This window comes from Haloferax namakaokahaiae (assembly GCF_042663225.1).
GTDB lineage: Archaea > Halobacteriota > Halobacteria > Halobacteriales > Haloferacaceae > Haloferax > Haloferax namakaokahaiae.
Window position 1 is genome coordinate 24,563 of sequence record NZ_JBHTAA010000002.1, and the last position, 26,237, is coordinate 50,799.

The 26,237-nt window shown below is 60.3% G+C and carries 21 protein-coding genes; 5 read left to right on the forward strand and 16 right to left on the reverse strand.

Annotated features, from left to right (window positions below; translation table 11 throughout):
• Window positions 1–35: 35 nt before the first annotated feature.
• Window positions 36–857: a DUF7847 domain-containing protein gene (locus ACFQJC_RS05965; protein WP_390222367.1), complete on the forward strand. Its 822-nt coding sequence runs from the start codon at window positions 36–38 to the stop codon at window positions 855–857.
• Here ACFQJC_RS05965 and ACFQJC_RS05970 read toward each other — a convergent pair.
• Both ACFQJC_RS05970 and ACFQJC_RS05975 read right to left on the reverse strand, forming a co-directional pair.
• Window positions 849–2,075, reverse strand: coding sequence for an AI-2E family transporter (locus tag ACFQJC_RS05970; protein WP_390222368.1), 1,227 nt, complete (start codon window positions 2,073–2,075; stop codon window positions 849–851). The genes ACFQJC_RS05965 and ACFQJC_RS05970 overlap by 9 nt on opposite strands.
• 307 nt (window positions 2,076–2,382) lie before the next feature.
• Complete coding sequence (locus ACFQJC_RS05975; protein ID WP_390222688.1) at window positions 2,383–2,847, reverse strand: DUF1269 domain-containing protein; 465 nt, start codon at window positions 2,845–2,847, stop codon at window positions 2,383–2,385.
• Window positions 2,848–3,171: 324 nt separating this feature from the next.
• Here ACFQJC_RS05975 and ACFQJC_RS05980 point away from each other — a divergent pair, with 324 nt between their 5' ends.
• Window positions 3,172–3,786, forward strand: coding sequence for an HdeD family acid-resistance protein (locus tag ACFQJC_RS05980; protein ID WP_390222369.1), 615 nt, complete (start codon window positions 3,172–3,174; stop codon window positions 3,784–3,786).
• A 61-nt stretch (window positions 3,787–3,847) separates the two neighbouring features.
• On the opposite strand, the gene ACFQJC_RS05985 is transcribed toward ACFQJC_RS05980, so the two are convergent.
• Both ACFQJC_RS05985 and ACFQJC_RS05990 read right to left on the reverse strand, forming a co-directional pair.
• On the reverse strand, window positions 3,848–4,825 hold the full coding sequence (locus ACFQJC_RS05985) for a formylglycine-generating enzyme family protein (protein WP_390222370.1): 978 nt from the start codon (window positions 4,823–4,825) through the stop codon (window positions 3,848–3,850).
• 153 nt (window positions 4,826–4,978) lie between these two features.
• Entirely contained in the window at window positions 4,979–7,297 is a 2,319-nt protein-coding gene (locus ACFQJC_RS05990; RefSeq protein WP_390222371.1) for an arylsulfatase, read from the reverse strand.
• A 439-nt stretch (window positions 7,298–7,736) separates the two neighbouring features.
• Here ACFQJC_RS05990 and ACFQJC_RS05995 point away from each other — a divergent pair, with 439 nt between their 5' ends.
• A complete protein-coding gene (locus ACFQJC_RS05995) occupies window positions 7,737–9,476 on the forward strand; it encodes a cation:proton antiporter (protein ID WP_390222372.1) in 1,740 nt (579 codons plus the stop codon).
• 18 nt (window positions 9,477–9,494) lie between these two features.
• Here the strand turns inward: ACFQJC_RS05995 and ACFQJC_RS06000 are convergent, their stop codons facing one another.
• A complete protein-coding gene (locus ACFQJC_RS06000; protein ID WP_390222373.1) occupies window positions 9,495–10,679 on the reverse strand; it encodes an AI-2E family transporter in 1,185 nt (394 codons plus the stop codon).
• 311 nt (window positions 10,680–10,990) lie between these two features.
• Between ACFQJC_RS06000 and ACFQJC_RS06005 the strand changes: the two genes are divergently transcribed.
• Window positions 10,991–12,361, forward strand: coding sequence for a TIGR00341 family protein (locus ACFQJC_RS06005; RefSeq protein WP_390222375.1), 1,371 nt, complete (start codon window positions 10,991–10,993; stop codon window positions 12,359–12,361).
• A gap of 103 nt (window positions 12,362–12,464) precedes the next feature.
• Window positions 12,465–13,043, forward strand: coding sequence for an LURP-one-related/scramblase family protein (locus tag ACFQJC_RS06010; RefSeq protein ID WP_390222376.1), 579 nt, complete (start codon window positions 12,465–12,467; stop codon window positions 13,041–13,043).
• An 88-nt stretch (window positions 13,044–13,131) separates the two neighbouring features.
• Here ACFQJC_RS06010 and ACFQJC_RS06015 read toward each other — a convergent pair whose 3' ends face one another.
• From ACFQJC_RS06015 to ACFQJC_RS06065, 11 genes are all read right to left on the reverse strand, one after another.
• Entirely contained in the window at window positions 13,132–13,734 is a 603-nt protein-coding gene (locus ACFQJC_RS06015) for a metal-dependent hydrolase (protein WP_390222377.1), read from the reverse strand.
• 42 nt (window positions 13,735–13,776) lie between these two features.
• Window positions 13,777–15,279: a glycosyltransferase gene (locus ACFQJC_RS06020; protein WP_390222378.1), complete on the reverse strand. Its 1,503-nt coding sequence runs from the start codon at window positions 15,277–15,279 to the stop codon at window positions 13,777–13,779.
• Between the two features lie 502 nt (window positions 15,280–15,781).
• Complete coding sequence (locus tag ACFQJC_RS06025; RefSeq protein ID WP_390222379.1) at window positions 15,782–17,407, reverse strand: long-chain fatty acid--CoA ligase; 1,626 nt, start codon at window positions 17,405–17,407, stop codon at window positions 15,782–15,784.
• A gap of 5 nt (window positions 17,408–17,412) precedes the next feature.
• Complete coding sequence (locus ACFQJC_RS06030; RefSeq protein ID WP_390222380.1) at window positions 17,413–17,889, reverse strand: Zn-ribbon domain-containing OB-fold protein; 477 nt, start codon at window positions 17,887–17,889, stop codon at window positions 17,413–17,415.
• Complete coding sequence (locus tag ACFQJC_RS06035) at window positions 17,886–19,076, reverse strand: thiolase C-terminal domain-containing protein (protein WP_390222381.1); 1,191 nt, start codon at window positions 19,074–19,076, stop codon at window positions 17,886–17,888. Before ACFQJC_RS06035 ends, ACFQJC_RS06030 begins: the two co-directional genes overlap by 4 nt.
• A gap of 87 nt (window positions 19,077–19,163) precedes the next feature.
• Complete coding sequence (locus ACFQJC_RS06040; protein ID WP_390222382.1) at window positions 19,164–21,113, reverse strand: 3-hydroxyacyl-CoA dehydrogenase/enoyl-CoA hydratase family protein; 1,950 nt, start codon at window positions 21,111–21,113, stop codon at window positions 19,164–19,166.
• A gap of 125 nt (window positions 21,114–21,238) precedes the next feature.
• Window positions 21,239–21,946 carry an ABC transporter ATP-binding protein gene (locus ACFQJC_RS06045; protein ID WP_390222383.1) on the reverse strand — a complete coding sequence of 236 codons (708 nt, stop codon included), beginning with the start codon at window positions 21,944–21,946 and terminating at the stop codon, window positions 21,239–21,241.
• Window positions 21,943–22,758 (reverse strand): ABC transporter ATP-binding protein, encoded by an 816-nt coding sequence (locus tag ACFQJC_RS06050; protein WP_390222384.1) that lies wholly within the window; start codon window positions 22,756–22,758, stop codon window positions 21,943–21,945. The genes ACFQJC_RS06045 and ACFQJC_RS06050 overlap by 4 nt, the downstream gene beginning before the upstream one ends.
• Window positions 22,755–23,867 carry a branched-chain amino acid ABC transporter permease gene (locus ACFQJC_RS06055; RefSeq protein WP_390222385.1) on the reverse strand — a complete coding sequence of 371 codons (1,113 nt, stop codon included), beginning with the start codon at window positions 23,865–23,867 and terminating at the stop codon, window positions 22,755–22,757. Before ACFQJC_RS06055 ends, ACFQJC_RS06050 begins: the two co-directional genes overlap by 4 nt.
• Window positions 23,864–24,892 (reverse strand): branched-chain amino acid ABC transporter permease, encoded by a 1,029-nt coding sequence (locus tag ACFQJC_RS06060; RefSeq protein WP_390222386.1) that lies wholly within the window; start codon window positions 24,890–24,892, stop codon window positions 23,864–23,866. The genes ACFQJC_RS06055 and ACFQJC_RS06060 overlap by 4 nt, the downstream gene beginning before the upstream one ends.
• A gap of 12 nt (window positions 24,893–24,904) precedes the next feature.
• Window positions 24,905–26,212, reverse strand: a complete 1,308-nt coding sequence (locus ACFQJC_RS06065) for an ABC transporter substrate-binding protein (RefSeq protein ID WP_390222387.1) — start codon at window positions 26,210–26,212, stop codon at window positions 24,905–24,907.
• Window positions 26,213–26,237: the final 25 nt, after the last annotated feature.

A 26,237-nucleotide genomic window follows, 5' to 3' on the forward strand; every position in this document is an offset into this window, starting at 1 on the left:
CTAGTATTAAGACGATTACATTTGTCGGCTGACACATGGCAGTAGGAACAGCCCTCCGCCGCGTGCCCGCAGCGTTAGCACGCAATCCGCTTCTCATAGTATTGTTCGGCCTCTTCGGCCTCTTGCAAGCGATTCAGGTGCTCACACAACAGATTAACCCAATCGTCGGTCTGGCGATTAGCGGCGTCATGATTCTCGTCTACCTCTTCGGCCTTCCGTTCCTCCAAGGAGGCGTCATCAAGATGGCGGACGAGGCACTCGATGGAACCACGTCCTTGGCGTCGTTCGTCGCCGCCGGAAAGGAGAACTACGTGTCGCTTCTCGGTGCGACGCTCGCCGTGTTCGGCGGCCTCATGGTCCTCGGAATCATCATCAACGTCGTCGTCTTCGCAGGCATCTTCGTGGTCTCTACTGGAATGCAGAGTACGGTTGGTCTCGTCATCGTCGGAGCAATTGGACTCCTCCTCGGACTCCTCTATCTCGCCTTCGCGTTCGTCATCCAGTTCTACCCCCAAGAAATCGTCCTCAACGACGCGGGCGCGCTCGACAGTCTGAAGCAGAGTTACCACCTCGTCAGAGCGCACGTTGTCAGTTCTGCTGGCTTCCTCGTGATTGCGATGGTCGCCGGCGGTCTCATCGGTGTCGTCGTCGGTCTCCTCTCGTCGGTCTTGCTCCCACCAACTGGAATGGGGGTGCCCGGTCTCCCGCAGGGAGGTGTGCTTTCGATGGTCGGATACGCCGTCGTCTCGGTCCTCGCAATGGCGCTCGGTGGGAGTACATTCTCGCTATTCGCGGTCGCGTTCTACCGCGAACTTCGAGGTCCGATTGCAGCTGACGCCCCGATGGCGTCAGCCTGAGGCACCTCGGTCGTCCGCTCCTTCTCGAACGTCCGACGCCGCATCGAGGTTGACACCGCCGGGTGCTGGCGTCCCCTTCGGAAGCGATTCGTCCGCCGTCTCTTCGACTCCGACGACGACTTCGTCGTGGCCGCCGACGAGTGCCGGGACGATGTGCCGTGCGCACTCGACGATGACGACCAGCAGGAGCGGACCGAGGAACACGCCGTACCACCCGAAGAGGAGTGGGCCGAACGTGTAGGCCAACATGACCGCACCGATGTGGAGACTCCGACCGGAGACGTACGGTCGCAGCACTTGGTCGGGAATCGTATCGACGATGACGACGGAGACGGCGGCGAATGCGATGGGGAACCACAGCGCCGAGGGGTCGGTCAGCGCTGCGTCGGCGAACAGAACCAGCGCGAGCGGCACCCAGACGAGTTTGATACCGACGACGGGAATCAAACTCGCCACGCCAGCCAACAGGCCGAAGAGGGCCGCCTCCGGGATGCTGACGGACTCGGGGGCGAAGAAGTTGAGCACGGTGTAGGTGACCGCACCCAGTGCCCCCGTCAGCACGGCGTTGAGGATGTTTCCGAAGTAGACCTGCATGAGGTCGCGGTCTACTGCCTCGAAGAACGTCTCGAACACACCACCCTCGCGGATGATAGTAGACCGCGCCCAGCCGGCGATTCGGTAGTCGTCGCGGAGGAGGAAGAACACGATGACGAGTACGATAAAGAGGTGTAACCCGGCGTTCAGCGCGATGGCGACCGACCCGGCGATGGTCCCGAGGAGGGCGAGAGCACTCTGACCGAGCGCTCCGTTCAACACTCCCGAAGGGTTCGAGAGAAGCGTACGGAGCGTTACCTCGCTCGTTTGGAGAATCGACGCCGGGTCCGGGATGAACGAGATACCGATTACGGAGTCGAGCGTCTCCGTTCCCGCGAAGTCTCGAATTGCGCGGATGACGACGACGAGCGTCCAGATGACGAGCAGCAACACTGGGACGGCGACACTGACGATTGCGAGCGTGGCCGTCAGCGTCCGCGACTCGAAACGCGACCGGAAGCGGGCGTGTACCGGGCGCGTCACGTAGTAGAGGAACAGTCCGAGAACGAACGTCCCGATGTAGCGGAAGAGCACGTATCCAAACACCCCGAAGAGGACGAGAGCGATGAGCCACAGTGTGGCACGCTCTCGGGAGAGTTCGGTATCGACGACTCGATTAGACATACGTTCCCCCTCCGCGTTCACGCCCTGAGGAGAAGACACGGTACGTACTGACGCGACTCAGTGGGAACGACGACTGCTCGAAGCGTCGGCGTTCGGAGACGAAAATCGACATTCATTGACAAATACACCCGAAAGGTAAAAAAGAGTCACGTCGGCGAAGCCGAGTTCATCCCCGGCCTCTGCCGTCTTTCGGCGTTCTAAAATCTCGGTTGGATTGCAGAGAGGTCTCGTCGTTCGAGCACGTGATGTGGCGCACGTACGGACGAAAAATAATTCGAGGGTCGCAGTCTCGGTCGGGGGTCGCAGTTTAGGCTGCGGTCGATTCCGAACCGAATGCTTCGCGGAGTTTCGCTTCGTCAGCGGGCGAGAGGTTCGTCTTGATGACTTTGGGAGCGTACGATTCGATTTCGTCGAGCACTCTCTCTTCTTGCACGTCGCGGATGAGGAGGAACAGCGCCGAGTGTCCGGGTTCGACCGTCTCGCCGACCTCTTTGATGAACTCGTCGTCGATGCCGATATCAGAGTGCTTTCCGGCGATAGCGCCGGTCACCGCGCCGACTGCCATTCCAAGCCACGGCATGAAAAAGAGGATGCCGATGAGCATCCCCCAAAACGCACCGCCGAGGGCACCACTGCCGACGAGGCTCGTCGCCTGATCAACTTTCACTTTTCCGTCGGGTTTGCGGACGACGACAGCGGCGTCGTCCAACTGAATTAGCTCCTGTTTCTGTAGGTCGAAGAGCTTATCGCGGACGTCTTTCGCACCGTCCATCGTGTCAAACGCAAGTACAACCAAACTACTCATGGTCGGATAGTCGGTTCGACGTGTGGCCTAATCAACATTTTTTACGAAGTTAGGTATATCACGGTGAGTAGACGCTCTCAGAAACCGGCCGGTGTGTTCTTCAGATTTTTCGAACGGCGCAAGGTGGTCGTCGTAGTCTCCCTGTTTCGATGACCGAGTCTGGCGCACGCCGGCATCGGTCGATTCGTCAGTGGTCAGTAACTGGCCGGCTCGCCTGAAACTACCAGCCTCCAGATTCTCCGAGAAATGCGTGAAATTGCTTAATCCAATCTCGTGCGACATATAAAGCGTATGAGTTCAGCAACAGATACCCAAGCCACTTCGGACAGTTCACTCGGAACGACGCTCCAAGGGAGTTGGCGGTGGTTACTCGCTGCGGGTGCCATCATCGCCGTCCTCGGAATCATTGCGCTGTTCGCGCCGTTCGTCACGGGGGTGTCGCTCACGTTCGTCGTCGGCGTGCTCCTCATCGCAGGTGGGATTCTACACTTTATCAGTGCATTTAGAGCGCAGGGGTGGGGAGGCTTTGCGTGGCAGATGCTCCTCGGCTTCGTCGCCGTCATCGCCGGTCTCGCGTTGATTCTCAACCCGGTACTCGGACTGTTCACGCTCACGATTCTCGTGATCGCGTACCTGTTCGTCTCTGGTATCGTCGAAATCATCATGGGCATTAGTCTCCGCGGAGAACGGAACTGGTTCGTCAGCATCGCAAGCGGTGCAATCGGGATTCTGCTCGCGGCACTCCTGTGGGTTGGCTTCCCGAGCACTGCCGCGTGGGCGGTTGGCGTCCTCTTCGGCGTCAACTTACTCGTCAGTGGCATCTCGATGGTGTTCATCGCACTCGGTGCCCGCCGCGAGATGCAACCAGTCGAGTTCGACCAGCCAGCAGAAGCGGGTGGGGCGTAATCCCACTGTTCGCGGTTCGACTTTTCGGCCGAGTACAACACGACGAGAGCGAGTACCGTCCTCAGGCACGCTCGACGACACACCTGAACCCGACGTGACTCGTCGATGTGTCGATTGGCTCGGGGTACCGTGCGGCCGGTCGGTAACGGAAGCAGTAGTTCGGCGCACAGAGGTGCGACCCCCCTTTGAGGACTTTCCGCGGGACGCGTGTCGGGTCGTTCGGGTCGATACTCCGTTCTTTGGAGACTCCACCGGGGTTCGTGGGCGTACAACAGGACGCCGACTCCGACTCTCTCGCCCGCGAACCGTCACTGTACCAGTCGCGTGTCCACTGCCACGCGTTACCAGCCATATCGTAGAGACCGTACTCGTTCGGGGGAAACGCTTCGACGGGCGAGGTTCGTTCGTATCCATCGAGACAGTCGTTGTCGTACGGGAATCGGCCTTGCCACGTGTTCGCCATCAGGGTGCCGTCCACGACGTGGTCGTCTCCCCACACGAACCGTTTCCGTTCTAACCCGCCCCGAGCGGCGCGTTCCCACTGGGCCTCCGTCGGGAGTTTCTTCCCCGCCCACTCGGCGTAGGCGACGGCATCTTCGTAGGCGACGTGAACGACGGGGTGGTCCAGTCGGTCCTCGATGCCGCTGTCGGGACCGAGCGGGTGTCGCCAGTCCGCGCCGGGAACGTACTCCCACCACTCGTTCGGGTGCTGTGAGCTCACGGGGCGATTCGGCGAGACGAACACTGCAGACCCGGGAACGAGTTTTTCAGGGTCGATGCCCGGATAGTCTTCTGGATTCGGTGGTCGTTCTGCTACCGTCGTGTAGCCTGTCTCCTCTACGAATTCGGCGAAGGCCGCGTTGGTCACGTGGTGAATGTCCATCCAGAATCCACTGACCGTCACTTCGTGGGGCGGTCCTTCCTCCGGATAGAACTCCGTGGACCCCATGGTGAACGTTCCACCCGGAATCCACGTCATCTCGTCGTCAGGTGGCCTGCGTGGCTCCGTGACGTGCTGGTAGTCGATTTCGTCGGTCATGATGGTGGTCTCGATTTCGTTGGGACTGTTTGGACGACCGGTCTCAGCGGACGAACAGTCGATAGCCGACTTCGTCAGCCATACGACACGTACGCTGATAAAATACGAGGGAGAGAATACGGAGGGCCGTTCGAAGTCGGCGGCGTTCGACCGTTATTCTCTGGCCATGATTTGGTCTAACTCGGACGCCTCGTGAACGAACGATTCGCCGCTCACGTCCACGACGACACGTTCGATATCACCGGTGAACTCGAAGGGGAGACGGTCACGGTAGTCGTCGCTGACGGCGTTGACGGCGTCTCTGCCACAACTCAAGCCGGCAGTGAGTCCCATCGTAATCGGAATCGTCGTCGGGAGGTCACCGCCACCGACCTGGTCGTCGTCGTAGTAGAGTCGAACCGTCGCCGGAACGCCTCTGCCGTTCTCGATATCGGGTTCTCCGGTCACTTCTAACTCCATTCTGACCGAGATATCGCCCTCGGGAACCGGGTCGTCTGCGACGATTTCGTACTCCTCGACGCCGACGTAGTTGTGCACGTAGCGAAGGTGGTTGTCTTTGACGTACAGCGAATAGCCACCCGACCGTGCGCCGTGGGCGAGGAGGACCCCTTCGGCACCACCGACCGGGACCCTAATGTCGGCCGTGATGCTGTGATTGCGGTTGAACACTCTGACCGCGGCGTTCTCTGGGATGTGCTGTCCGCCGGGGTAGTAGACGTACCTCTCTCGTTCTTTCCCGGGTTGGGGCCGGGGTTCGGCGAATCGCTGCACTCCACGACCATCGAGCGGGAGGACGTCGTACTTGCCCGCCTCGGTCCACCACATCTGTGCGAGTTCGAGCACCTTCTCTGGGTTCTCCGCCGCAACGTCGTGCGCTTCGGAGAAGTCCGCTCGAAGGTCGTACAGCTCCCACCCCGACTCTTCGATCGTCGTCGCCGAGAGGTCAGTAGCGGTGATTTCGTCACCTAGCCGCCACGGGTTGACTGCACGCCAGCCATCGTGGTAGATGGCCCGGTAGGCGAACATCTCGAAGTATTGCGTCGTGTGTCGCTCGGGGGCATCCGGTTCTTCCAGTGTGTACGCGAAGCTCGTTCCTTCGATGGGTGACTGCGCGTAGCCTTTGACCTCGTCGGGGGCGTCGATACCGAGCACGTCGAGAATCGTCGGCATCACGTCGATTGCGTGAACGAATTGGCTTCGAATCTCGCCGCGACTCTCGATACCCTCCGGCCACGAAACGATGAGTGGGTCTGACGTTCCACCGCGGTGGGTCTCGCGTTTCCAGCGCTGGAACGGGGTATCGCCGGCCCACGTCCACCCCCACGGATAGTGGTTGAAGTACTTCGGGCCACCGAGGTCAGCCATCGCATCGAGGTTCTCTTCGAGCGATTCGGGGACGTTGTTGAAAAAGCGGTTTTCGTTCACCGACCCGGAGGGACCTCCTTCGGCGCTCGCCCCATTATCTGAGACGAGCACCACGAGTGTGTTTGCGAGTTCGTCGATTTCGTCGAGGAAATCGAGCACCGTCCCGATTTGAGCGTCTGTGTGTTCGAGGAAGCCAGCGAACACTTCCATCATCCGTGCGTACAGCCGCCGTTCGTCCGCTGAGAGCGAATCCCAGCGCTCGACGTCGGGATTTTGCGGTGAGAGGTCGGTGTTGTCGGGGACGATACCCAACTCCTTCTGTCGTGCCAAGATTCGCTCTCGCGCCTCGTCCCACCCCATGTCGAACTCGCCAGCGTACTTGTCTGCCCACACTTCTGGGACCTGATGCGGGGCGTGACACGCACCGGGGGCGAAGTAGGTGAAAAACGGTTTGTCGGGGTCCACTTGCTTGGCGTCGCTGATGAATTCGATAGTGCGACGAGCCAGGTCCTCGGTGAGGTGATACCCCTCTTCCGGTGTCGTCGGTGGTTCGACCTGATGGTTGTCGTGTACCAGGGTGGGTGTGTACTGGTCGGTATCGCCACCGAGGAACCCATAGTATCGCTCGAAGCCTCGTCCCAGTGGCCACGCGTCGTAGGGGCCTGCTGCACTGGTCGATTCGGCGGGAGCGAGGTGCCACTTCCCCATCGCATAGGTGTTGAACCCTTCTTCGACGAGAATCTCCGAGAGGAAGCCGTTCTCGTGGGGAATGTGCCCGTTGTAGCCGGGGAACCCGGTCGAAATCTCGGTAATCCCAGCCATTCCGTTCGAGTGGTGATTTCTTCCGGTGAGCAAACAACTTCTGGTCGGTGAACAGAGCGCAGTCGTGTGGAAGTTGTTGTATCGGAGACCATCGTCGGCCAACCGGTCGATGTTCGGCGTGTCGATTAGCCCGCCATAACAGCCCAACTGGCCGAACCCGACGTCGTCGAGGACGACCATCAGAACGTTCGGTGCGTCGTCAGCAGCGTGTGTCTCTCGGGGCCACCACGGCTCGGATTCGTCGTACGTACGGCCGATTCGACCGCGAAACTCTTGATTTGGCATGTTGACTTCTCCTGGCACAGGGTGACGGCGGAGAGCGGCGTTCTCGAACGCCCGTCTGACTACGCCACGTGCACCAGCGATACCGTGAAATAATGATATATTTGACATTAAAGTGCGTTCACGGAATTCCTGAGTGTACGCATCGACGGAGCGTCAGTCGAGTCTGCGAATCGGTATCTCTGCGAATCAGTATCCAGAGATTGTCTCGAACCGCTCGACGCAGACTGTGGAAATTCACCGGCTCGAAACTGACTGTGACGCGGGTACGTCTGTAACGAGAGAATGTCGGTTCGACGTGACTCACTCAGGCAGCGCCAATCGAACCGCCGATATCCGTTCGTATCTCGTCGAGACACGGCTGTCTTCCATCGCTCGCCCACTCCCATTGGTGCGATTGACAACAATGAGCATTTATCGAAATGTGGGTCCTACAACATGTATGACTGCGGTCGAATCCCAGCTCGTCGTCCTCCTCTACCTGTTCGCCATCGCGGCGGCCGCACGCATTCTCGCCACGAGGTACATCCAGATGCAGTACACGACGGGTCTCGTCATCGCAGGTCTCCTCATCTCGATAATCGGCTCTCCGGTGAACGTCCAGCTCACCTCGGATGTCATCTTACTCGCCCTCCTCCCGACGTTGATTTTCAACGACGCGGTGAACATCGACGTCAGCGCGTTCCGCGAGAACCTCGGTCCGATTCTCGTCCTCGCCGTCGTCGGCTTGTTGGTCTCGATTGGACTCGTCGGCATCGCCAGCCAGTTCGTCTTCGGATTCCCGCTCATCTACGCCATCCTCTTCGGTGCCATCATCATGCCGACCGACCCGGTTTCGGTCCTCGCCATCTTCGAGAACCTCGGCGTCCCCGAGCGACTCAACATCCTCGTCGAAGGCGAGAGTCTCCTCAACGATGGGGTTTCCATCGTCGTCTACTCGACGCTCCTCACGGTCCTCATCGAAGCGGAGTCCAGTGGCGCGACTGCCGCGGAATTGGTCACCGTTCCCGAAGTCGTCGCCGACATTGCGACTGGCATCGGGTTCGCACTCGTCGGTGGACTGCTCGTCGGCGGCGTCGTCGGTTATCTCGCGTATCGACTCATCGCCTACCTGAACGACAAACTGTCCGCGCTCGTCATCACGGTCCTCGTCGCCTACGGCGTCTACCTCTTTCTCGACTTGCTCGGAAGCAGCGGCGTCATCGGGACGCTGGTCGCTGGCGTCTTTCTCGCCCCACGGACGAACACGGCTGAAATCCCGGCAGAGACGCACCTGGCGGTCGAAACCATCTGGGAGTACGGGTCGTTCATCGCAAACACGATAATCTTCGTCGTGATTGGTATCATCACCCCGTTCGACCTGCTCGTTCGGTACGCACCGCAGATTGTCGCTGCCATCGTCCTCGTCTTCCTCGCCCGTGCCGTCGTCATCTACCCGCTCGTCGGTCTCCTCAATCTGGTAGACAGGCCGACGATTCCACGCGGCTATCAGCACGTTCTCACGTGGAGTGGGATTCACGCTTCGGTCTCTATCGCCCTCGTTCTCGGTCTCGAAGAGGAGTTGTCGGTCCCTCTCACAGAGGAGCTTTCGGCGCTCGTCTTCGGCGTCGCCGCGTTCACGCTCCTCGTCAACGGTCCCACGATGGGCAGACTCATCGACCGTCTCGGAATCAGCAAACAGCGCCCAGCAGAACGACTCTACGAGGCGCTCGTCGGCCGACTCCACGGCGTCGATGCCGCGCTCGACACAGCAGCAGACCTCCTAGACCGCGACGAAATTGCGACCAGCGTCTTCGAAGACGTGACTGAGGTGTATCGACGCGAACGGAGCGAGTTGCGCAGGGCCATCGAATCGCTCCTCGAGACGCACCCGGATATCCGCGAGCACGAAGAACGACTCGGCCAACATCAGATACTCGTCGCTGAGTCCGTGGCCATCCGTGATGCTGTGCAACGAGGTGAGATACGTTCGGACGTCGGAGAGCGATTGCTCGCAGACGTCGATGTCGAACTCGACCGCGTGTTGACCGACGAGTGGACTATCGAGAAGCCGCACCCTGCGGGATACACGCCGTACTGGCGTCGGCAACTCGAAAAAGTCCGGCGCAGTGAAACACTCGACTACACCGAGACGACGCCGCCGGACGACGCGTCGAAGTCGGGAGAACGAGGCGGTAGTTGAGAACGGGAGTCACTCGGACTACCCGGCGGGGGTGTCGCCGCGGTCCGCGTCGGGGAAGTCTCCGAACTCGACGGGACTCCCGCCGCCGGTTCCCACTTCGGGCGGTATCTCGACGGGTTCCTCGGGTTCGACTCCCGCGAACCGAGGCATGACCTTCGTGACGAACTCGACGATGACGACCATCAGGAGCGGTCCCATGAAGATGCCGTACCATCCGAAGAGTGCCGGTCCGAGGAGGTACGCGAACATGACGAGGGCCATGTTGTAGGACTTCCCAGAGAGGGCCGGACGGATGTACGTCCGGACGACGTTGTCGAACACGAGCACCATCAGGGCGAAGAAGACGATCGGTATCCAGAGGAGACCGGGGTTGGTCTGGAGGACCTGCGCCGCCATAATTGCGACGATGAACGCGTAGACGACCGACCGACCGACGAGCGGAATGAGCGTGAACACGCCGGTGACGACGGCGAGTAAGATAGCGTACGGAATCCGTATCCCGCCTGGGGAGATGAAGTTGAAGACGCCGTAGATAACCGCGGCGAGAATCATGATGACGAAGATGGTGAGCGTGTAGCCGAAGAACACCGACGTCAGGCCGCGGTCAACGCTCCGGAGGTACTCGACGGCGAGCGAGTCCGTCCCGAAGATGTTCTTCTGGAACCACTGCGACAGCGGTCGTTCTTGGATGAGGAGGAAGAACGCGAAGATGAGCATGAGGAACACGTTGAACAACGTCGTCGCAAGCGCGCCCGCAACGCCACTGACCTGGCCGAAGAGCGAGGTGTACGTCGGGTCTTGGAGGATGACGGTAATCGCATCGACGGGGTCGCTCGGGAGTTGCTGGAACGGCAGTTGCAGGCGACTGATCAACGCCGTCGCGGCGTCTGAGGAGAGTATCTGGAGCGCCTGATTCAAGGCGACGCCGAGGAACAGCGAGAGGAACACGATAATCGGGACGATGATGAACGCCAACGTCAGTGCTGCCGCAATCGTCCGTGAGGAGATGTAGCGTTGTATCCACCGCGTGATTGGTCGCCCAACGTAGTAGGTGAACAGCCCAAAGACGATCCAACCGACGTAGTTGTATCCAATCCACGCCGTCACACCCAGCAGTAGCAGGCCGAAGGCCCACCACCATAGGTATCGACGATTTCGGAGTGGGCCAACGAGGGAGTCCCCACGAATTCGTTCAGTTGCCATGGTAAGGGTACGCACGAACGAGAGTTAATCATTCTTCAGGCGATTCGGATATTCGGCAAGTAGTGGTCCTCTACGGACGGATTTCGACGCGATTTCACGTTTCGAGTCTCCGCGACGAATTCCTCGACCTGACCGCGAATCTCGACGCTCTAAAATAGTCAGAAGATAGAACAACCTTCCTAAAACTACTGACTGGAATTCAGTAACTTTGCTCTAACAGGCTCAATGCTGGGATATTTGGGAACCAATTGATTTCCATCTTACTGTCAGTCAATCTCATAATTTATGCCAGCTCGTGTTGTATGTATCACATGCGTCTTATACAGGTGTTGATACCTGAGGGAACGCGAGAGAGTGTCCTCACTGCCCTCGACGAACAGGGCGTCGATTACGCTGTCTTCGACGAAGTCGGACGGGGTGACTTCGAGGCGATGGTGCAGTTTCCCGTCCCACCGAGCGGCGTCGAAACGGTGATGGATTCGCTCGTCGATGCCGGTGTCAAAGAGGGGTCCTACACGATTATCCTTCCCACCGAAACCGTCGTCTCCGAACGACTCTCGGCACTCATCGAGCGGTTCCCCGGCCTCCGAATCTCGCGTGAAGAGTTGTACGCCCGAGCGCAGGACCTCGCACCGGCGAACTCGACGTTCTTCGCCTTCCTCATTCTCAGTACCGTCATCGCCACGACGGGGCTACTCTTGGACTCCGCGGCGACGATTATCGGTGCGATGGTCGTCGCCCCACTGATGGGACCTGCGATTTCGGCGAGTGTCGGGACGATTCTCGACGACCCGAAGATGACACGTCGTGGTGTGACGCTCCAAGTGACTGGACTGCTCGCGGCGATCGCAACGGCGGCGATTATGGGCTTTCTCCTCCAGCAGACGATTCTCATCCCGCCAGACCTCGATATTCGAACCATTCCGCAGGTCGTAGAGCGCACGAGTCCGAACTTCCTCTCGCTGTTCTTGGCACTCGGCTCAGGTCTCGCAGGTGCAATCAGCATCATGCGCGGGGCAGGGTCGGCGCTCGTCGGCGTGGCGATTGCCGTCGCGCTCATCCCACCCGCGGCCACATCCGGTCTCGGTCTCGCCTTCGGCTTGCCGGGTGTCGCAATCTCGGCGGCGATTCTCGTCCTCGTGAACTTACTCGCTATCAACATCTCAGCGCTCGTCTTGTTCTATTGGTCGGGCTTCAAGCCACTCGAAGCAGGGCAGTTCGAGGGTGTTCGGTCGAACGTCTTCACCCGCATCGTGACGATTGCCATCGCTATCGCAGTCCTCTCGATCGTGCTCGGCGCAGTCACGTGGACGACGTTCCAAACGGAGTCGTTCGAACAGCAGACGAAGACCGCAATCCAACAAGACTTCGACGAAGCGAATATCGAAGGCGTCGAACTGGTGGAGGTCACCGTCGATTACACGCCGACGGATATTCTCCTCGGAAACGAACCCGAGGTGAACATCCTCATTGGGATTCCTCGGAACGTCGAAGCGCCACCTGACCTCGCACAGCGTTTCGACGACCAACTGACAGAACGGTTCGGTCGGGATGTCTACGTCCGCGTCGGGTTCGTCGAAGCCCAACTCTCGGAAGAAGAACCTCCATCGCCTCCGCTCGGGTGGCCGTCGATAGCCGACGGGCCGTTCGCCACGAGACAGGGCGGCTATTCGCCGACCTGAAGCGTGTTCCCGTCTTCGTGACGGCACACAGACACTCCGGCGTTTCGAACGTTCTGGGCGTTCGTGAGACGGTTAGATAACCTCGAACGGCGTATTCCGTGCTATGGTGAGGAGAGCCAACGCCCCAACGAGGCGAGCAGAGCGACGAGCAGAACGTCAGGACCGACGCGCCCGACGGCAGGGTGGAAACCGAGAGTGGGAACGCTATCGGATGACACAGCGACTCGTCTCGATTGGCGACGATTACTTCGTCGAGAACGCGGTCGGCGAACAGGTGTTCGTCATCGACGGGAAAGCACTCCGTCTTCGCAAGACACTCAAGATGACCGACCGCCGAACTGGCGACGAGTACGTCATCAAAGAACGGGTCGCCCGAGTCATGGACACGATGACCGTACGGAAGAACGGCCGGCGGGCCGCGGCGGTGAAGAAGGCCATGGTCACTCCGCTTCGTGAGCGATTTACCGTCCTCGTTCCGGGTGGTGAGAACCTCAAGATAAGGGGAAACATCGTTGACCACGAATACCAGTTCACTCGCGGTGGGATGCCCGTCGCCGCAGTGTCGAAACAGTGGTTCCGAATGCGAGACAACTACGGCATCGAAGTCGCTCCCGGAGAGGACGCCGGTGTCATCATCGCCTGTGCTGTCGCACTCGATATGATGGAACACCCGGCTCGCTGAAGAGCGCGTCTACGCTTTTCTCGGGTGCGGCCGTATTTTTCATTCACGTGCTCTTGCGTCGTGCAGCGCGACTAGAAGACGAGCGTCGTCACCGCCGCCGTTCGAGGTCGGACTCCGAGTCGAACCGCGCGTATTCCCCGAGTCGGTTTCTTCCACCCCATCGGACGAGTCCCAGCGAGAGTGCACACAAGATGCCGTTACCGAGTGCGCTGTGTATCGAAATGTCGGCAGCGAAGTGCGTGGTACGAACGGGATAGAGCCACAGGATTCCGGCGTTCGTGAACGAGTCGATGAGCAAGTGGGAGACGAACGCGAGACCGAAGCCAGCGACCACCCATCGCCGAACCCCCACGAGCAGTAACACGACGAGAAGCAGGCCGAGGAAAATCGGTGTATGGACGACTCCACGGTGGACGAGTGGGAACTCCCATAGTCGCCCGAAGTAGAGGTCGATATCGGGGGCGATACCGCCGAGAAGTCCGACGACTGGCGGCGCTGGCGTCAGCACGCGGACGAGTGCGTAGCCGACGGCGGCGTGCGTCGTGATGGCGGCGACGAGATAGAGGGTATGACCGTAATCCATGATTCGTTCGCGTTCGTTCCAACTGGTGTTATCTCGCTCGTAGTGCGAGGTAGATTTGATCTTGTCTCGCTTGCGTGTGAGCACACCGAGGACGAGACCGAGGGGCATCCGATAGCTACGACGGTGTTCTCCGAAGGCGTATCGCCTCGCTTAGCTCTCGACCGCGTTTCTGGCAGTCGCTATCCAGCGGGTAACTTGGCGGAAGACGAGGTACTCGTCTGTCACGTTCCGGTGGGCGTTCAGCGACCACTCGTCCCACTGTTCTTTGGAGCCTAACACCTCATCGAGCGTCCGAGCGACGCTATCGGGGTCGGACGCGTCGGGAATCAAGACGCCGTTCTCACCGTCGGTTATCTGTGCGCGGATGCCACCGGTGTCGCTGCCGGCGAGCACTGCGCGTTTCCACATCGCTTCGGTAACCGTGAGACCGAAGCCCTCCCGGAGCGAGTTTTGGACGACGACGGTCGCCGACCGCTGGAGGGCGTTGATGACGAGTGCACTTCGCACCTGGTCTTCCGGCATGACGACGACCGCGACGTCTTCTTTGAGGTCGTCGTCGAGCGCCTGCCACGTCTCTTTGATGTCTTCGAGCGTCTCTTGGCCTTCGGGGTCGTCGCTCACCGTCGCCGGGTCTGGCCCGACGAGGAGGAGACGAGCGTCGGCGATTCGGGTTCGATGTGCATCGCCTCGGTGACCTGTCGCAGAGTCGCTATCGAACGTCGTCTGGCCGTTCGCGTCCGGCCGTATCGACTCTTTGAGGCGGGCGAATCCCTCCAACAGTTCGTGGAAACCTTTCAGTCGGTCCCACCGTGAGATTTCACAGAACGTCGGTCGGAACAACAGCCCGATGTCTTCTGGCTCTGTCGCGGGCGCGAACGTCCCGTCACGCTGGAGTCGCCGTGCCACTTGGTCGAACTGGGTAGTCGGATGGTCGGTGTCAACGAGCGCCGAGCGGGCGAGCACCTCTGCGACCTCTTGTGGCTTCATGTGGCGGTTCTTCGGGCTTATCGGGTCGATGGCTGGCGGGATGATGTCTGTCCTGTCCGTGAGGAACTCTGGGACGTACTCGGGGAGCGAGAACACCGTCCGGTCGTACTGTTCTATCCACGGACGGAGATGCGCCCACGTCGCTTTCGACTCGGGTGTGTCCTCTTCGCTTCCGATGTGACAGCGCCAGACTGCGGGAATCCCCAGTTCATCGACGACGTACGCACCCGCCGCGAGCGGTTGTGGGTCGTGAACGCAGAGGATATCGTTCGGGCCGATGTGCTCGATTATCGTCTCGGCGAGGCGGCGACTCACCGCTTCGTACGTTGCTTCGGCGTCCCCCTGCAACTTGTCGGGGTCGCCGGCGCCGTGGAGGAGATTGTGGATGTTCTTCGTGTACTCGAAGAACTGCGATTCGTCGGTTTCCATGACGGCCCACGTCACTTCGGCACCGACCTCCCGAATCAGTCCGACGACCGTCTCCATCATCTCGGCGACACCGCCGCCGCTCTCCGTCGAGTTGACCATCCATATCTTTCGACGTTTCAACGATGCCACGTCGTCGGCGGTTTCTGCTTGCATTTCGGCGACCGCCTGTCGGAACACCGGGTCTGCTGCGTAGGCTGCAGACGTCCCTTCCGGGTCGATTTCGATAGTTCGTAACATTACTCTCTGGACCCACGCTGAACGACACGTCGGTTCATGTTAACAATTATTCAGGAATTGGGTTCATTCTTCGTTGGGAAACTACTCCCTCAGTCTGACTCTCTGTCGGTCTCTCTCGTCGGCTGCGAATCTGACAACGGACGACAATAATCCCCTCGATAATAATCCAATTAATGGACAACTTCGTGACTCGATACGCACGACGTTCTTTCGAAAAACCACGAGCCTCTGTCTTGAGCACCGCGTACATCGACTCTGGCGATTTGGCTGTCAATTGTTACTGCGAACGAGATTCTCTGTGGAACACGGACCTCCGTTCGGAGACTGTCACACGGACGTTAGGAACGGTATAACCCGGAAAATCACGGTGCGACTTCGGAACGAAGTATCTGAATCGAAACGATACCCGGCCTCGTGTCGAAATCCACCGTGGCCTTCTCAGCGAAACGGTTCAACCGGCGTATGCCGGAAAAGGACGCGACCTGAGTGCAGAAAGCAGTGCTCAGTGGTGGAGCGGCAACTCTCCGTGTTCCTGGACGAATTTGTCACGGAGATGTTTCTTGTTGAACTTGTGGGTCGTCGTCTTCGGAATCTCTTCGACGAACCGGAACACGTCCGGGAGCCACCACTTGGGGAACTTCGATAAGAGGTAGGTTCGGAGTTCCTCTTCGTCGATGTCGGGGTCTTCGACGACGACGTACGCGACGGGGCGCTCTTGCCACTTCGCGTGTGGGACGCTCACGACGGCGGCTTCTGCGACGCCGTCTGCATCGATGAGTGCGTTCTCGAGTTCGACCGACGAAATCCACTCGCCGCCGCTCTTGATTGCGTCGTCGATGCGGTCAACGATATCGAGATAGCCGAACTCGTCGATGGTTCCGATATCGCCCGTCTTGAACCAGCCGTCGTCAGAGAACGACCGCTGGTTGGCCTCCGGCCGTTTGAAATACCCGTCGAGGAGCCACGGCGACCGGGCGTGAATCTCTCCTTTCGACTCGCCGTCGTGGGGGACGGGGTTCCCGTCGTCGTCGCGGAGTCGAATCCGTGCGCCGGGTGCCGGGATGCCGGCTTTCCGTTTCAGTTCGTACCGCGTCTCGGCTTCGAGACCCTGCATCTCGGCCGTCTCGAAGGTGTTTGCGAGGTGCGGAGACGCTTCGGTCATTCCGTACCCCTGGTAGATTGGCGCTTCGTACACCTCTTCGAACTTCTGCATCAGCGAGGCTGGTGGCGCACTCCCGCCGGTGAGCACCCGGTCGAGCGGGTCGAGCAAGTCGTCGCTGGTGGATTCGAGGTACGCGTCCATCTCTATCCAGATAGTCGGGACGGCGGCGGCGACGGTGACATCCTCGGCGTGGATGAACTCCGCAATCTCGGCGGGCGCGGTGTGCTGGCCGGGGAGGACGAGTTTCGACCCGTAGAACGTCGCCGTGTAAGGAAAGCCCCAGCCGTTGACGTGGAACATCGGGACGACGGGCATCACGGTATCACGTTCTCCGACGCCGAACACATCGACGTGGCCGTGAACGAGCGTGTGGAGGAACATCCGGCGGTGGACGTACTGGACGCCCTTCGGAAGCCCCGTCGTGCCGGACGTATAGCAGAGTGCGAACTCTCTGTTCTCGTCGAGTTCCGGCCAGTCGTACTCAGTGTCGTACCCCTCGATGAACGACTCGTAGTCGGTGACCGGTTCGAGGGTGGTCTCCGGAACCTCGTCGTCGAGGACGACGTACAGTTCGACGGTTTCGAGCGTATCGGCGACCGATTCGACCGTTTCGACGAACTCCGGGTCCACGAAGAGGATTCTGTCTTCGGCTTCGTTGATAATCTCCGTGAGGTGGTGCTCCGGGAGTCGGTGATTGGTCGTGTGGATACTGCGGCCACTGCAAGACGGGCCGAAGTACAGTTCGTAGTGCCGGAAGTGGTTGACGGCCATCACCGACACTCGGTCTCCCGAGTCGAGTCCGTAGTCGTCGAGGGCGTGCGCGAGTTGGCAGATTCGCTCGTAGGCGTCCCCGTAGGTGTACCGGTGGACGCTGCCATCTCGCTGCTTCGTGACGATTTCCTTGTGGTCGAACAGTTCGACCGCCCGTTGCAGGAATTTCGTGATGGTGAGTTCGTAATCTTTCATGATGGTTATGCTCTCGGCTCGAATCTAAAGAATACTCGCTCGTGGTCGGCACCGCCTTCTATCTCGACTATCTTGAGCGAGACGGGGTCGCCGATTTCGAGTTCGTCGTAGTCGGCCCCGTCGATACGCGACGAGAGACGGACGTCTCCGACTTCGACGATTCCGGTGACGAACGGCACCTCGGACTCCATTCCGAGGGGCGCACCCGCTCTGACCGTCGAAAAGGCGAACAGCTCGCCTTCGTCCGGGAGCTCGACGTATTCGAGTTCGTCGGAGTGGCACTCGGGACAGACGACACGCGGAGGGAACTGGAGGTCTCCGCAGTCACGACAGGACGTAGTCGTCAGCGTTCCCGCTCGAAGGTTCTCGTAGAACTCGTGGATGCCGGTGTGTTCGGCCGTCTGCAACTCGTAGAAGTCGAGCAGTCGCGGTAGTTCGATGGTCTCCGGAAGCTCGACCGTCTCGCGGTCGTGCTCGCTCATGGGCGACCACGCTCCAAGGTCATGACGCTGTGGACCGACGCACTGCCACTCAGGTTGTGTATCAGGCCGACTTCGGGGTCCGGGACCCGCCGTTTGGCAGGAACGTCTCCGCGGAATTGGTCGAACACTTCGAGCGCCTGTGAGACGCCAGTCGCGCCGAGTGGGTGCCCACAGCCGAGGAGACCACCGCGCGGGTTGACGCCGATGTCGCCGTCGAGTTCGCTTCGGCCGTCTTCGACGAACTGGCCGCCTTCGCCTTTCTCGACCCAACCGAGGTCCTCGTACTCGACGATTTCGCTTATCGAGAAGCAGTCGTGAATCTCGGCCACGTCGAGTTCCTTCACGGGGTCGTCGATTCCGGCCTGGTCGTACGCTTGCTCCGCCGCCGTGGTGGCTTGCGGCCACGCGGACATCGACGGCAGGTTGTTGATGGAGTTGCCGGCGAAGCATGCCTGTCCGCTCCCGGTAATCCACGCCGCTTCGTCGGTGACCTCGCGGGCCTTCTCCTCGCTCATGAGGATAAGCCCTGCCGCGCCGTCGGTGATGCTGCTGCAGTCGAAGAGACACAGCGGCGGCGAGAGTGGGAACGAATCGACCACGTCGTCCACGGACACTTCTTTCTGGAACTGCGCGTACTCGTTGTGCGCGGCGTGGGTCTTGTTCTTCGCACTGACCATCGCCAGTTGCTCGCGGGTCGTCCCGTACTCGTGCATGTGTCGCTGGGCGATCATGGCGAAGTACGGCGGCGCGTTGAGACCGTTCACACCGTCGAACTCTCTGTCGGTGACGTTCGACATGGTCGATTGCGCCTCAGGCATGTGTTTTTTCGGGAGGTTCATCTTCTCGACACCGAGGACGAGTGCGGTATCGATTTGCCCCGCCGCGATTGCCAACCACGCATAACGGAGCGCTGCTTGCCCGCTCGCACACGCCAGCTCGGTTCGGGCAATCATGCTGTCTACGCTGACGCCGAGAAGTTCGGCGACCATCGGTGCGACGTGGGTCTGGAACGCGAACCGCTCGGGTTGGACGGAGCCGACGAACAGGCCTTCGATGTCGTCCGGTGTGACATCGGGGACGGCGTCGAAGGTTGCCTTCCCGGCTTCCTGAATCAGGTCTTTGTAGGTCGCTTCGCGCGCGCCCCACTTCGTGTGGCCGCCGCCGACGATGCCGACGGTTCGAGTCACGGCCGCATCACCCCCGTCTCGTCTGTCTCGTTCGTTTCGTCGGTCTCGTCTGTGAACCTCTGCGACTCGGTATGGGGAGTGAGTCTCTCATTCATCACCGAACTCCGGGGCGCGGTCTTGATTGAACGCCGCGACGCCTTCGAGCATATCGTCAGTGGTAGTCAGCAGACCGAAGCCCTGGCTCTCCAGTGCGAGTCCGGTCTCCAGACTCCCGTTCTGTCCTTCGTTGATGACGTGTTTCGCCACTTCGAGGGCCGTCTGTGGACCATCGACGAGGTCCGAGACGATGTCGTCGATCGTCGCCTCGAACTCCGCTTCGGGGACGGCGCGGTTGAGTATTCCCCAGTCGGCGGCTTGCTCGGCGGAAATCTTCATGCCGCGGAAGACGAGTTCTTTGGTCCGGGGTTCACCGAGGAGTCGAACGAGCCGTTGGGTTCCGCCACCACCCGGAATCAACCCGAGGTCTATCTCGGGGCTCCCGAGTGTCGAACCCGTCGTGGCGACACGGATGTCACAGGCGAGCGTGATTTCGAGTCCCGCACCGAGACAGAAGCCGTCTATCTTGGCAATGGTCGGCCGAGGATACTCGTAAATCGCTTGAATCGCTTCGTCGATGTGCATCAACTCCGTCGGCTCGGCGGTCGTGAAGCCGGTGATGTCCGCACCGGCACTGAACGCTCGGTCGCCCGCGCCTTCGAAGACGACACACGAAACCTCGTCGGTGTTCGACGTTTCGAGGAGTCGCTGTACCTCGTCGAACATGTCCGTCGAGAAGGCGTTGAGTCGCTCCTCGCGGTCGAAGAGCACCTGAAGGACGCCGTCGTCGGTGACTTCGTGGGAGATGTAGTGGTACGGCCCGCCGTCGCGGTAGTCGTAGAAGCCAGCACCGGCCGATTCCCCAGTGTGGCCGTCATCGACGAGTTTGACGAGGTAGTCTGCCGGTTCGTACCTGTCTGCCCCCGTCCGCTCGTACAGCCGTTCGAGCGTGTCGAGAACCACGTCGAGACCGAGTTTGTCGCCGGTCCGACAGGTCCCCTCCGGGAGACCGCCGCCGAGGCGCATCGCAACGTCGATATCCGACGGGTCTGCGACGTCGTCGCCGACGAGTTTCGCCGCTTCGTTTATCATCCGGGCTTCGATTCGGGTCGTCTCGACACCGTCGCCCTGTCGCGGCCCATAGCTGGCACCACCGCCACCGTCGTAATCGTAGAAACCGGCACCCGTCTTTCTCCCGAGGTCGTCCGATTCGATTCTCGACCGAATCGACGCTGGCACTGGGTCGTTCCACTGGTCGCGGGTGTGAGCGAAGATGTCCAGCCCGCCGAAGTCGTTGAGTTCGAACGGTCCCATCGGATAGCCGCGTTTGAACACCATCGCGGCGTCGATAGCCTCTATCGTCGCGGCCTCTTCGTCGAGCATCCACGCCGCTTCGCCCATGAATGGCGTCAGCACGTTGTTGACGACGAATTGGGGGACGTCTTTTCTGACACGAATCGGCGTCTTCCCCATCGAATTCACGAACTCGTAGGCCGAGTCCACGACGGCTTCGGAGGACTGGTCACCCGAGACGACCTCGACGAGGTCCATCTTGACGGGTGGGTTGAAGAAATGTAGCCCACAGCAGTACTCGGGCCGCTCCGTCGCAGTTGCGATGTCGCTTACCCGGAGACTGGAGGTGTTCGTCGCCAGAATCGTCTCGTCAGAGGTCGCGGAATCGACCGCTTCGAAGATTTGGCGCTTGAGTTCGAGGTTCTCGGGGGCGGCCTCGATGACGAGGTCGGCGTCGGCGACCGCCGTCTCCAAATCGACGGTGGTCGAGATACGGTCCAAGACTTGCTCGGCATCTTCGTCGATTTGGTCTTTCTCCGCGAGTTTGTTCAGACTCCACTCGATTTGGTCGTATCCCTCGCGTACGAGGTCTTCCTCGACGTCGCGGAGGAAGACGTCGTAGCCGGCGATTGCGGCCACTTCGGCGATGCCGTGGCCCATGCTACCGGCTCCGAGGACTGCGAGGTTCTCGATTTCCAATTCCATCATCGTAGGCTTCTCACAAGAGTCCTTCAATGTATCGGTGTGTTACCATACCACATGATTCCGAGCCGTCGGCTGTTCGGGCCCCCAACGGGGTGAACCGAGCGATTCGGTGTCGCCTGCCGACCGAACTACACGCCGAGATACTCCTGGCGCAGTTCCTCGTCGGTCCGCAGACGCTCTGTCGTCACCTCGTCCACGATGTGGCCCTCGTCGAGGATGTAGTGACGGTCGGCGACGGCCATCGCCACCGCGACGTTCTGTTCGACGAGGAGCACCGTCACGTTCTGTTTCTGGCTGATCTCCTGGATTATCGACTCGATGCGTCGGACGATGTACGGGGCGAGTCCCTCGCACGGTTCGTCCAGCAGTATCATCTTCGGGTTCGCAACGAGACTCCGCGCGATAGCGAGCATCTGCTTTTCGCCACCGCTCATGTTCTTCGAGAGGCGCGTTCGCATCTTCGCCAGTTCGGGGAACTGCTCGAACACCGTCTCGATGTCGAGCGGGTCGTCCACGTGGTTGGCCGCGAGTCGGATGTTCTCTTCGACCGTGAGGTCGTCGAAACACCGCCTACTCTCGGGAACGAGCGTGAGTCCCAGCTTTGGAATCTGGTAACTCTGCTTTTTCCGCAAGTCGGTGCCGTCGAACGTTATCGAGCCACCGCGGACGTGCGGTAAGTCGGCACCGACGATTGCGTTCATCGTCGTCGTCTTTCCCGCGCCGTTGCGGCCGAGCAGCGAGACCACTTCGTCACGCTCGATAGCGAGGTCAACGCCGAAGAGGACCTGGCCGGTATCGTAGCCCGCTTCCAGGCCATCGACTTCGAGGAGGGTCATAGCTCCTCCCGCATCCCGCCGAGGTATGCGTTCTGTACCGCTTCGTTCTCGCGTATCTCGTCGGGCGGTCCCGTTGCGAGAATCTCGCCTTGATTGAGGACCGTAATTCGGTCGCTCATCGAGAGGACGATGTCCATGTCGTGTTCTATCAAGAGGATGGTGAGACCGAGTTCTGCTTGCAGTTCGTCTATCATGTTCGCCGTCTCTCGCGTCTCGGTCGCGCCCATCCCGCTCGTCGGTTCGTCGAGGAGGAGCACCGAGGGTTCGGTCGCAAGCGCGATTGCGATGCCGAGCCGACGCTGGTCGCCGTGAGAGAGGTTCGTCGTCTTCACGCCGTGTTGGTCGTCCAATCCGACGCGCTCGAGATGTTCGAACGCTCGATCCCTGAACTTCGATTGCCCGTCACCGAGGAGGTCCAAGTCGAACGACCCCGAGTTCACCGTCTGGACGACGATGCGGATGTTCTCCAGTACGGTGAGGTCGTTGAAGAGTTGATTCGACTGGAACGAGCGAGCGAGACCGAGGTGTGGTCGTTCTTCTTGGGGGAGGTCCGTTATCTCCTCGCCGTCGAACCAGACGCTTCCCTCAGAGGGGTCGAGTTTTCCCGTCACCGTGTTGAACAGCGTCGTCTTGCCGGCACCGTTCGGACCGATGATGGCGTGGAGTTCCCCGCGCTCGACGGAGAGATTCACGTCGTCGAGGGCGACGATACCTCCGAACAGCTTGGAGAGTCCGTCCGTCCAGAGGACGAGGTCTTCGTCCCCACTGTGTGCTTGCGATTCGTCTCGCTTTCGTTGGATTTGTTCGTTCATGCGTCATCACCGCCGAATCGTTCGTACACTCGCTTGACGCCACTTCGGAACAGTCCCCAGACGCCTTCGCGCGGCGCGACGAGGACTGCAACGACGAACAGCAGGCCGAGGAAGAACTGCCAGTAGGTCAGCACTCCGGAGAGTTCGACGACTACCAGCGGAACTTCCGCCATCGGGAGGACGAGCGTCTCGAACTCCGTCAGGAAGTCTTCGGCGAACAACCAGACGAACGCACCTGCGGCCGGACCGAAGAAGTAGTTCGTCCCACCGAGGATGGTCATCAGGATGATGTCCCCGCTCGTCTTGATCGAGAGGTCGTGAAGCGTCGCTCCTTGGTTGTTTATCTCGAGGAGGACGCCCGCAACCGCCGAGAACATGCCGCTGAAGGTGAACGCCCAAATCTTGTACTTCGTCGTGTCGATGCCGATGGCCTTGCCGAGTTCTTCGTTCTCTCGAATGGCGATGAGCGTGCGGCCGAACGGCGACCGGACGAGTTGCCAGAGTCCCAGCATCGCAAGCACGAAGACGACTGCGAGCAGGTAGTACCAGTCGAAACTGAGCCATCCGAGCGAGACGTACATCACGCCTCGATAGCTCTCGATCCACGCCGGGAGCGCACCGCTGAGACCGGTGCTCCCCCCCGTGAGTCCGCCGTAGTTCTGATTGGCGATGAAGTAGACCGACTGTGCGAACGCGAGCGTGAGCATTGCGAAGTAAATCTCACCCTTCTCGGCGATGAGACGCCCGAGGAGGTTCGCGGCGACGGTGGCCACGGCGACCCCCACTAACGCCGCGAGGCTGAACGGCAGTCCGAGGTGGAGCACACCGATCGCGGCCCCGTAGGTCCCGAAGCCGAGGAACATCGCGTGACCGAACGAGAGGAGTCCCGTGTAGCCGATGAGGAGGTTGAACGACGCGGCGAACAACATCCAGATGAGTATCGTGTTCGCAATCTGCTCGTACCCCAGCAGCATCGGGTGCGAGATAATCGGTCGGATGAGCACGACGATGGCGACGAGTCCAATCGGAACCCGAAGGTGCTGGATGGCGTCGGTATCCAACGCTTCCGCAAGTCGCCCCGCGAACGGGTTCGACGAACGGTCGCTCATTCGAGAAAGCCCTCCTGTCCGAACAGTCCTCGTGGTCTCACGAGGAGGACGATAATCATCACGAGGTACGGCATCAGCCCACCGATTCCGGGGATTGCGAGCGCGTCGAGTCCGGTTCGAGTCGCCAGCGTATCCAGCAAGAGCGGCGTCAGAAACACCGCCTCGCCGATGAGTAACCCGGAGATGACGCTCCCGAAGAGACTCCCGATGCCCCCGACGACCACGACGACGAACGCGAGGATGATGAACTGGTCACCCATCCCGACGTCCATCCCGAGTTCGGTCCCGCGGAGGACGCCACCGAGTCCGGCGATGGCCGCACCGAGGAAGAACATCAGGACGAACCGAATGGGGATGTTGACGCCGACGAGTTCTGCCATCTCACGGTCGAGCACGCCAGCGCGAACCGAGAGGCCGAAGTCCGTTCGCTCGATGAGCGCGTAGACTGCGGCGACCGTGAGCACGCTGACGACGACGGTGAACAGTCGAAATTGGGCGACGGTCGTGATTATCAGGTCGAAATCAGACGCGAGTACGGCTGGTTTCGGGACGCTGAGCGGCGCTGCACCCCACACTGCCCTCGTCGCTTCGTTCAGCATCAACGCCAGTCCAAACGTGGCGAGGAGCCCGATGAGCGGTGCCTCGTCGTACAGGCGATGGAGCACTGCTCGCTCGATGACGATGCCGAGCGCACCGACGAGGAGTGGAACCACGAGTAGTGCGACCCAGAACGACAGTCCCCACTGCACGACGACTTGGAACGTGATGTACGCCCCGAGCATGAACAGTGCGCCGTGTGCGAAGTTGACCACTCCGAGAAGACCGAGGATTATCGAGAGTCCGAGTGCCAGCAACACGAGAATGAACCCGTAGACGAGACCGCCGACCACTTGATCGACGAACAGGCCGGGTCGCATCACAAAGGCGTTTGCCAGTATCACGAGGAGGACGCTCGCTACCCCGATACCGACTGGTGAGAAGTCGGGGTCGGAGGGGTCGAATGCCGATGGTAGTTTGTACTCCATGATGGCAGTGGCTTACAGTTCGCACCCAGTTTCCTCACACGTTCGGGCGAGGTCGTCGCCGGCCAGCGACTCATCGACCGTGAACCATTGTTTCCAGTCACCGTTCGAAATCTCGCTCGTCTCAAGTCCGGAGACGAGGTGTGTCGGTTGAATGAGCTGGTGGTCGCACTCGCGCCAGTACACCGTCCCGGGTTGAATGTCGTTCACTGGACTCGAGACCTGGTGACCCTCTAACTCACTCGTGATGGCCGCGGCATCGGTCGAACCGGCTCGCATCGCCGCGCGAACTTGCTGGTCGAGAGAAGTGTACGCCATGTAGTGGCGGGCGAAGGGGTCGGTGTCGCCTTCCTCGACGATACGCTGGTTGAATTCGTCCGTACCTTCCACGCCGTTCATCCACCCGGTCGTACCAACGTCCACCGTCGAGGCTGCGTCTTCGCCGATGCCCCAGAGGACGAGGTCTTCGAACTGGTGGTACATGACGGTCAACTCTTCGTGGAGCCCTTTGTTCATCATCTGCTCCGTCGCCAGTCGCGCGTCGAGACCGGGGATGATGAGTGCCACGGCGTCGGCGTCGGAGTTCGCCACGTTGTTGATGTACTGCGTGTAGTCGTCGCCGGGGAACGGTGTCGCGTCCTTGCCGACGACGGTCGCACCGTTCGCTTCGAGCGACGCGGAGATGACCTTCTGGCCGGTCTGTCCCCACACGTAGTCGGAGTAGAGGATGTACCACGAGTCGGCCTGTTCGGCCATCTCCGGGCCGGCGGCGTTCGCCATCATCGTGTTCGACTGGTAGACGCTGAACATGTGCTCCGCACACGCCTCGCCCGTGATCGAGTCGGATGCTCCCTGCGCGATGTACGAGACGCCGTTGTCGGACGCCCACGAACCCATGCTCGTACACACGGCCGACGAGATGCCACCGTGGGCGAAGTCGATACCGTCCGAGGTCACGGCTCGTTTCATCCGTTCGAGCGCCGTACTCGGGTTGGTCTCGGTGTCGTACTCCACTAACTCGATGGAGATTCCGAACTCTTCTTCGAGGTCTTGCTTTGCGAGAACGGAACCGGTCGTGACGGATTCACCCCACGGGGCGAACGGTCCCGTATAGGGTGCAAACACACCGACTTTGATCTCTTCGATACCACCGCCCGACCCACCTGAGTCGGTCTCACTGTCACCACCGGCGTCGGTATCGCCGCCACCCCCGTTATCGTTTCCTTCGCCGGGAGAACCGGTACAGCCAGCCAGTGACGCGGCACCGATTGTCGAAGCTACACTTGCCCGTTTGAGAAATGCACGCCTGCTATGCGGTTGCATAACACGAACGACGTGATAGATTGTA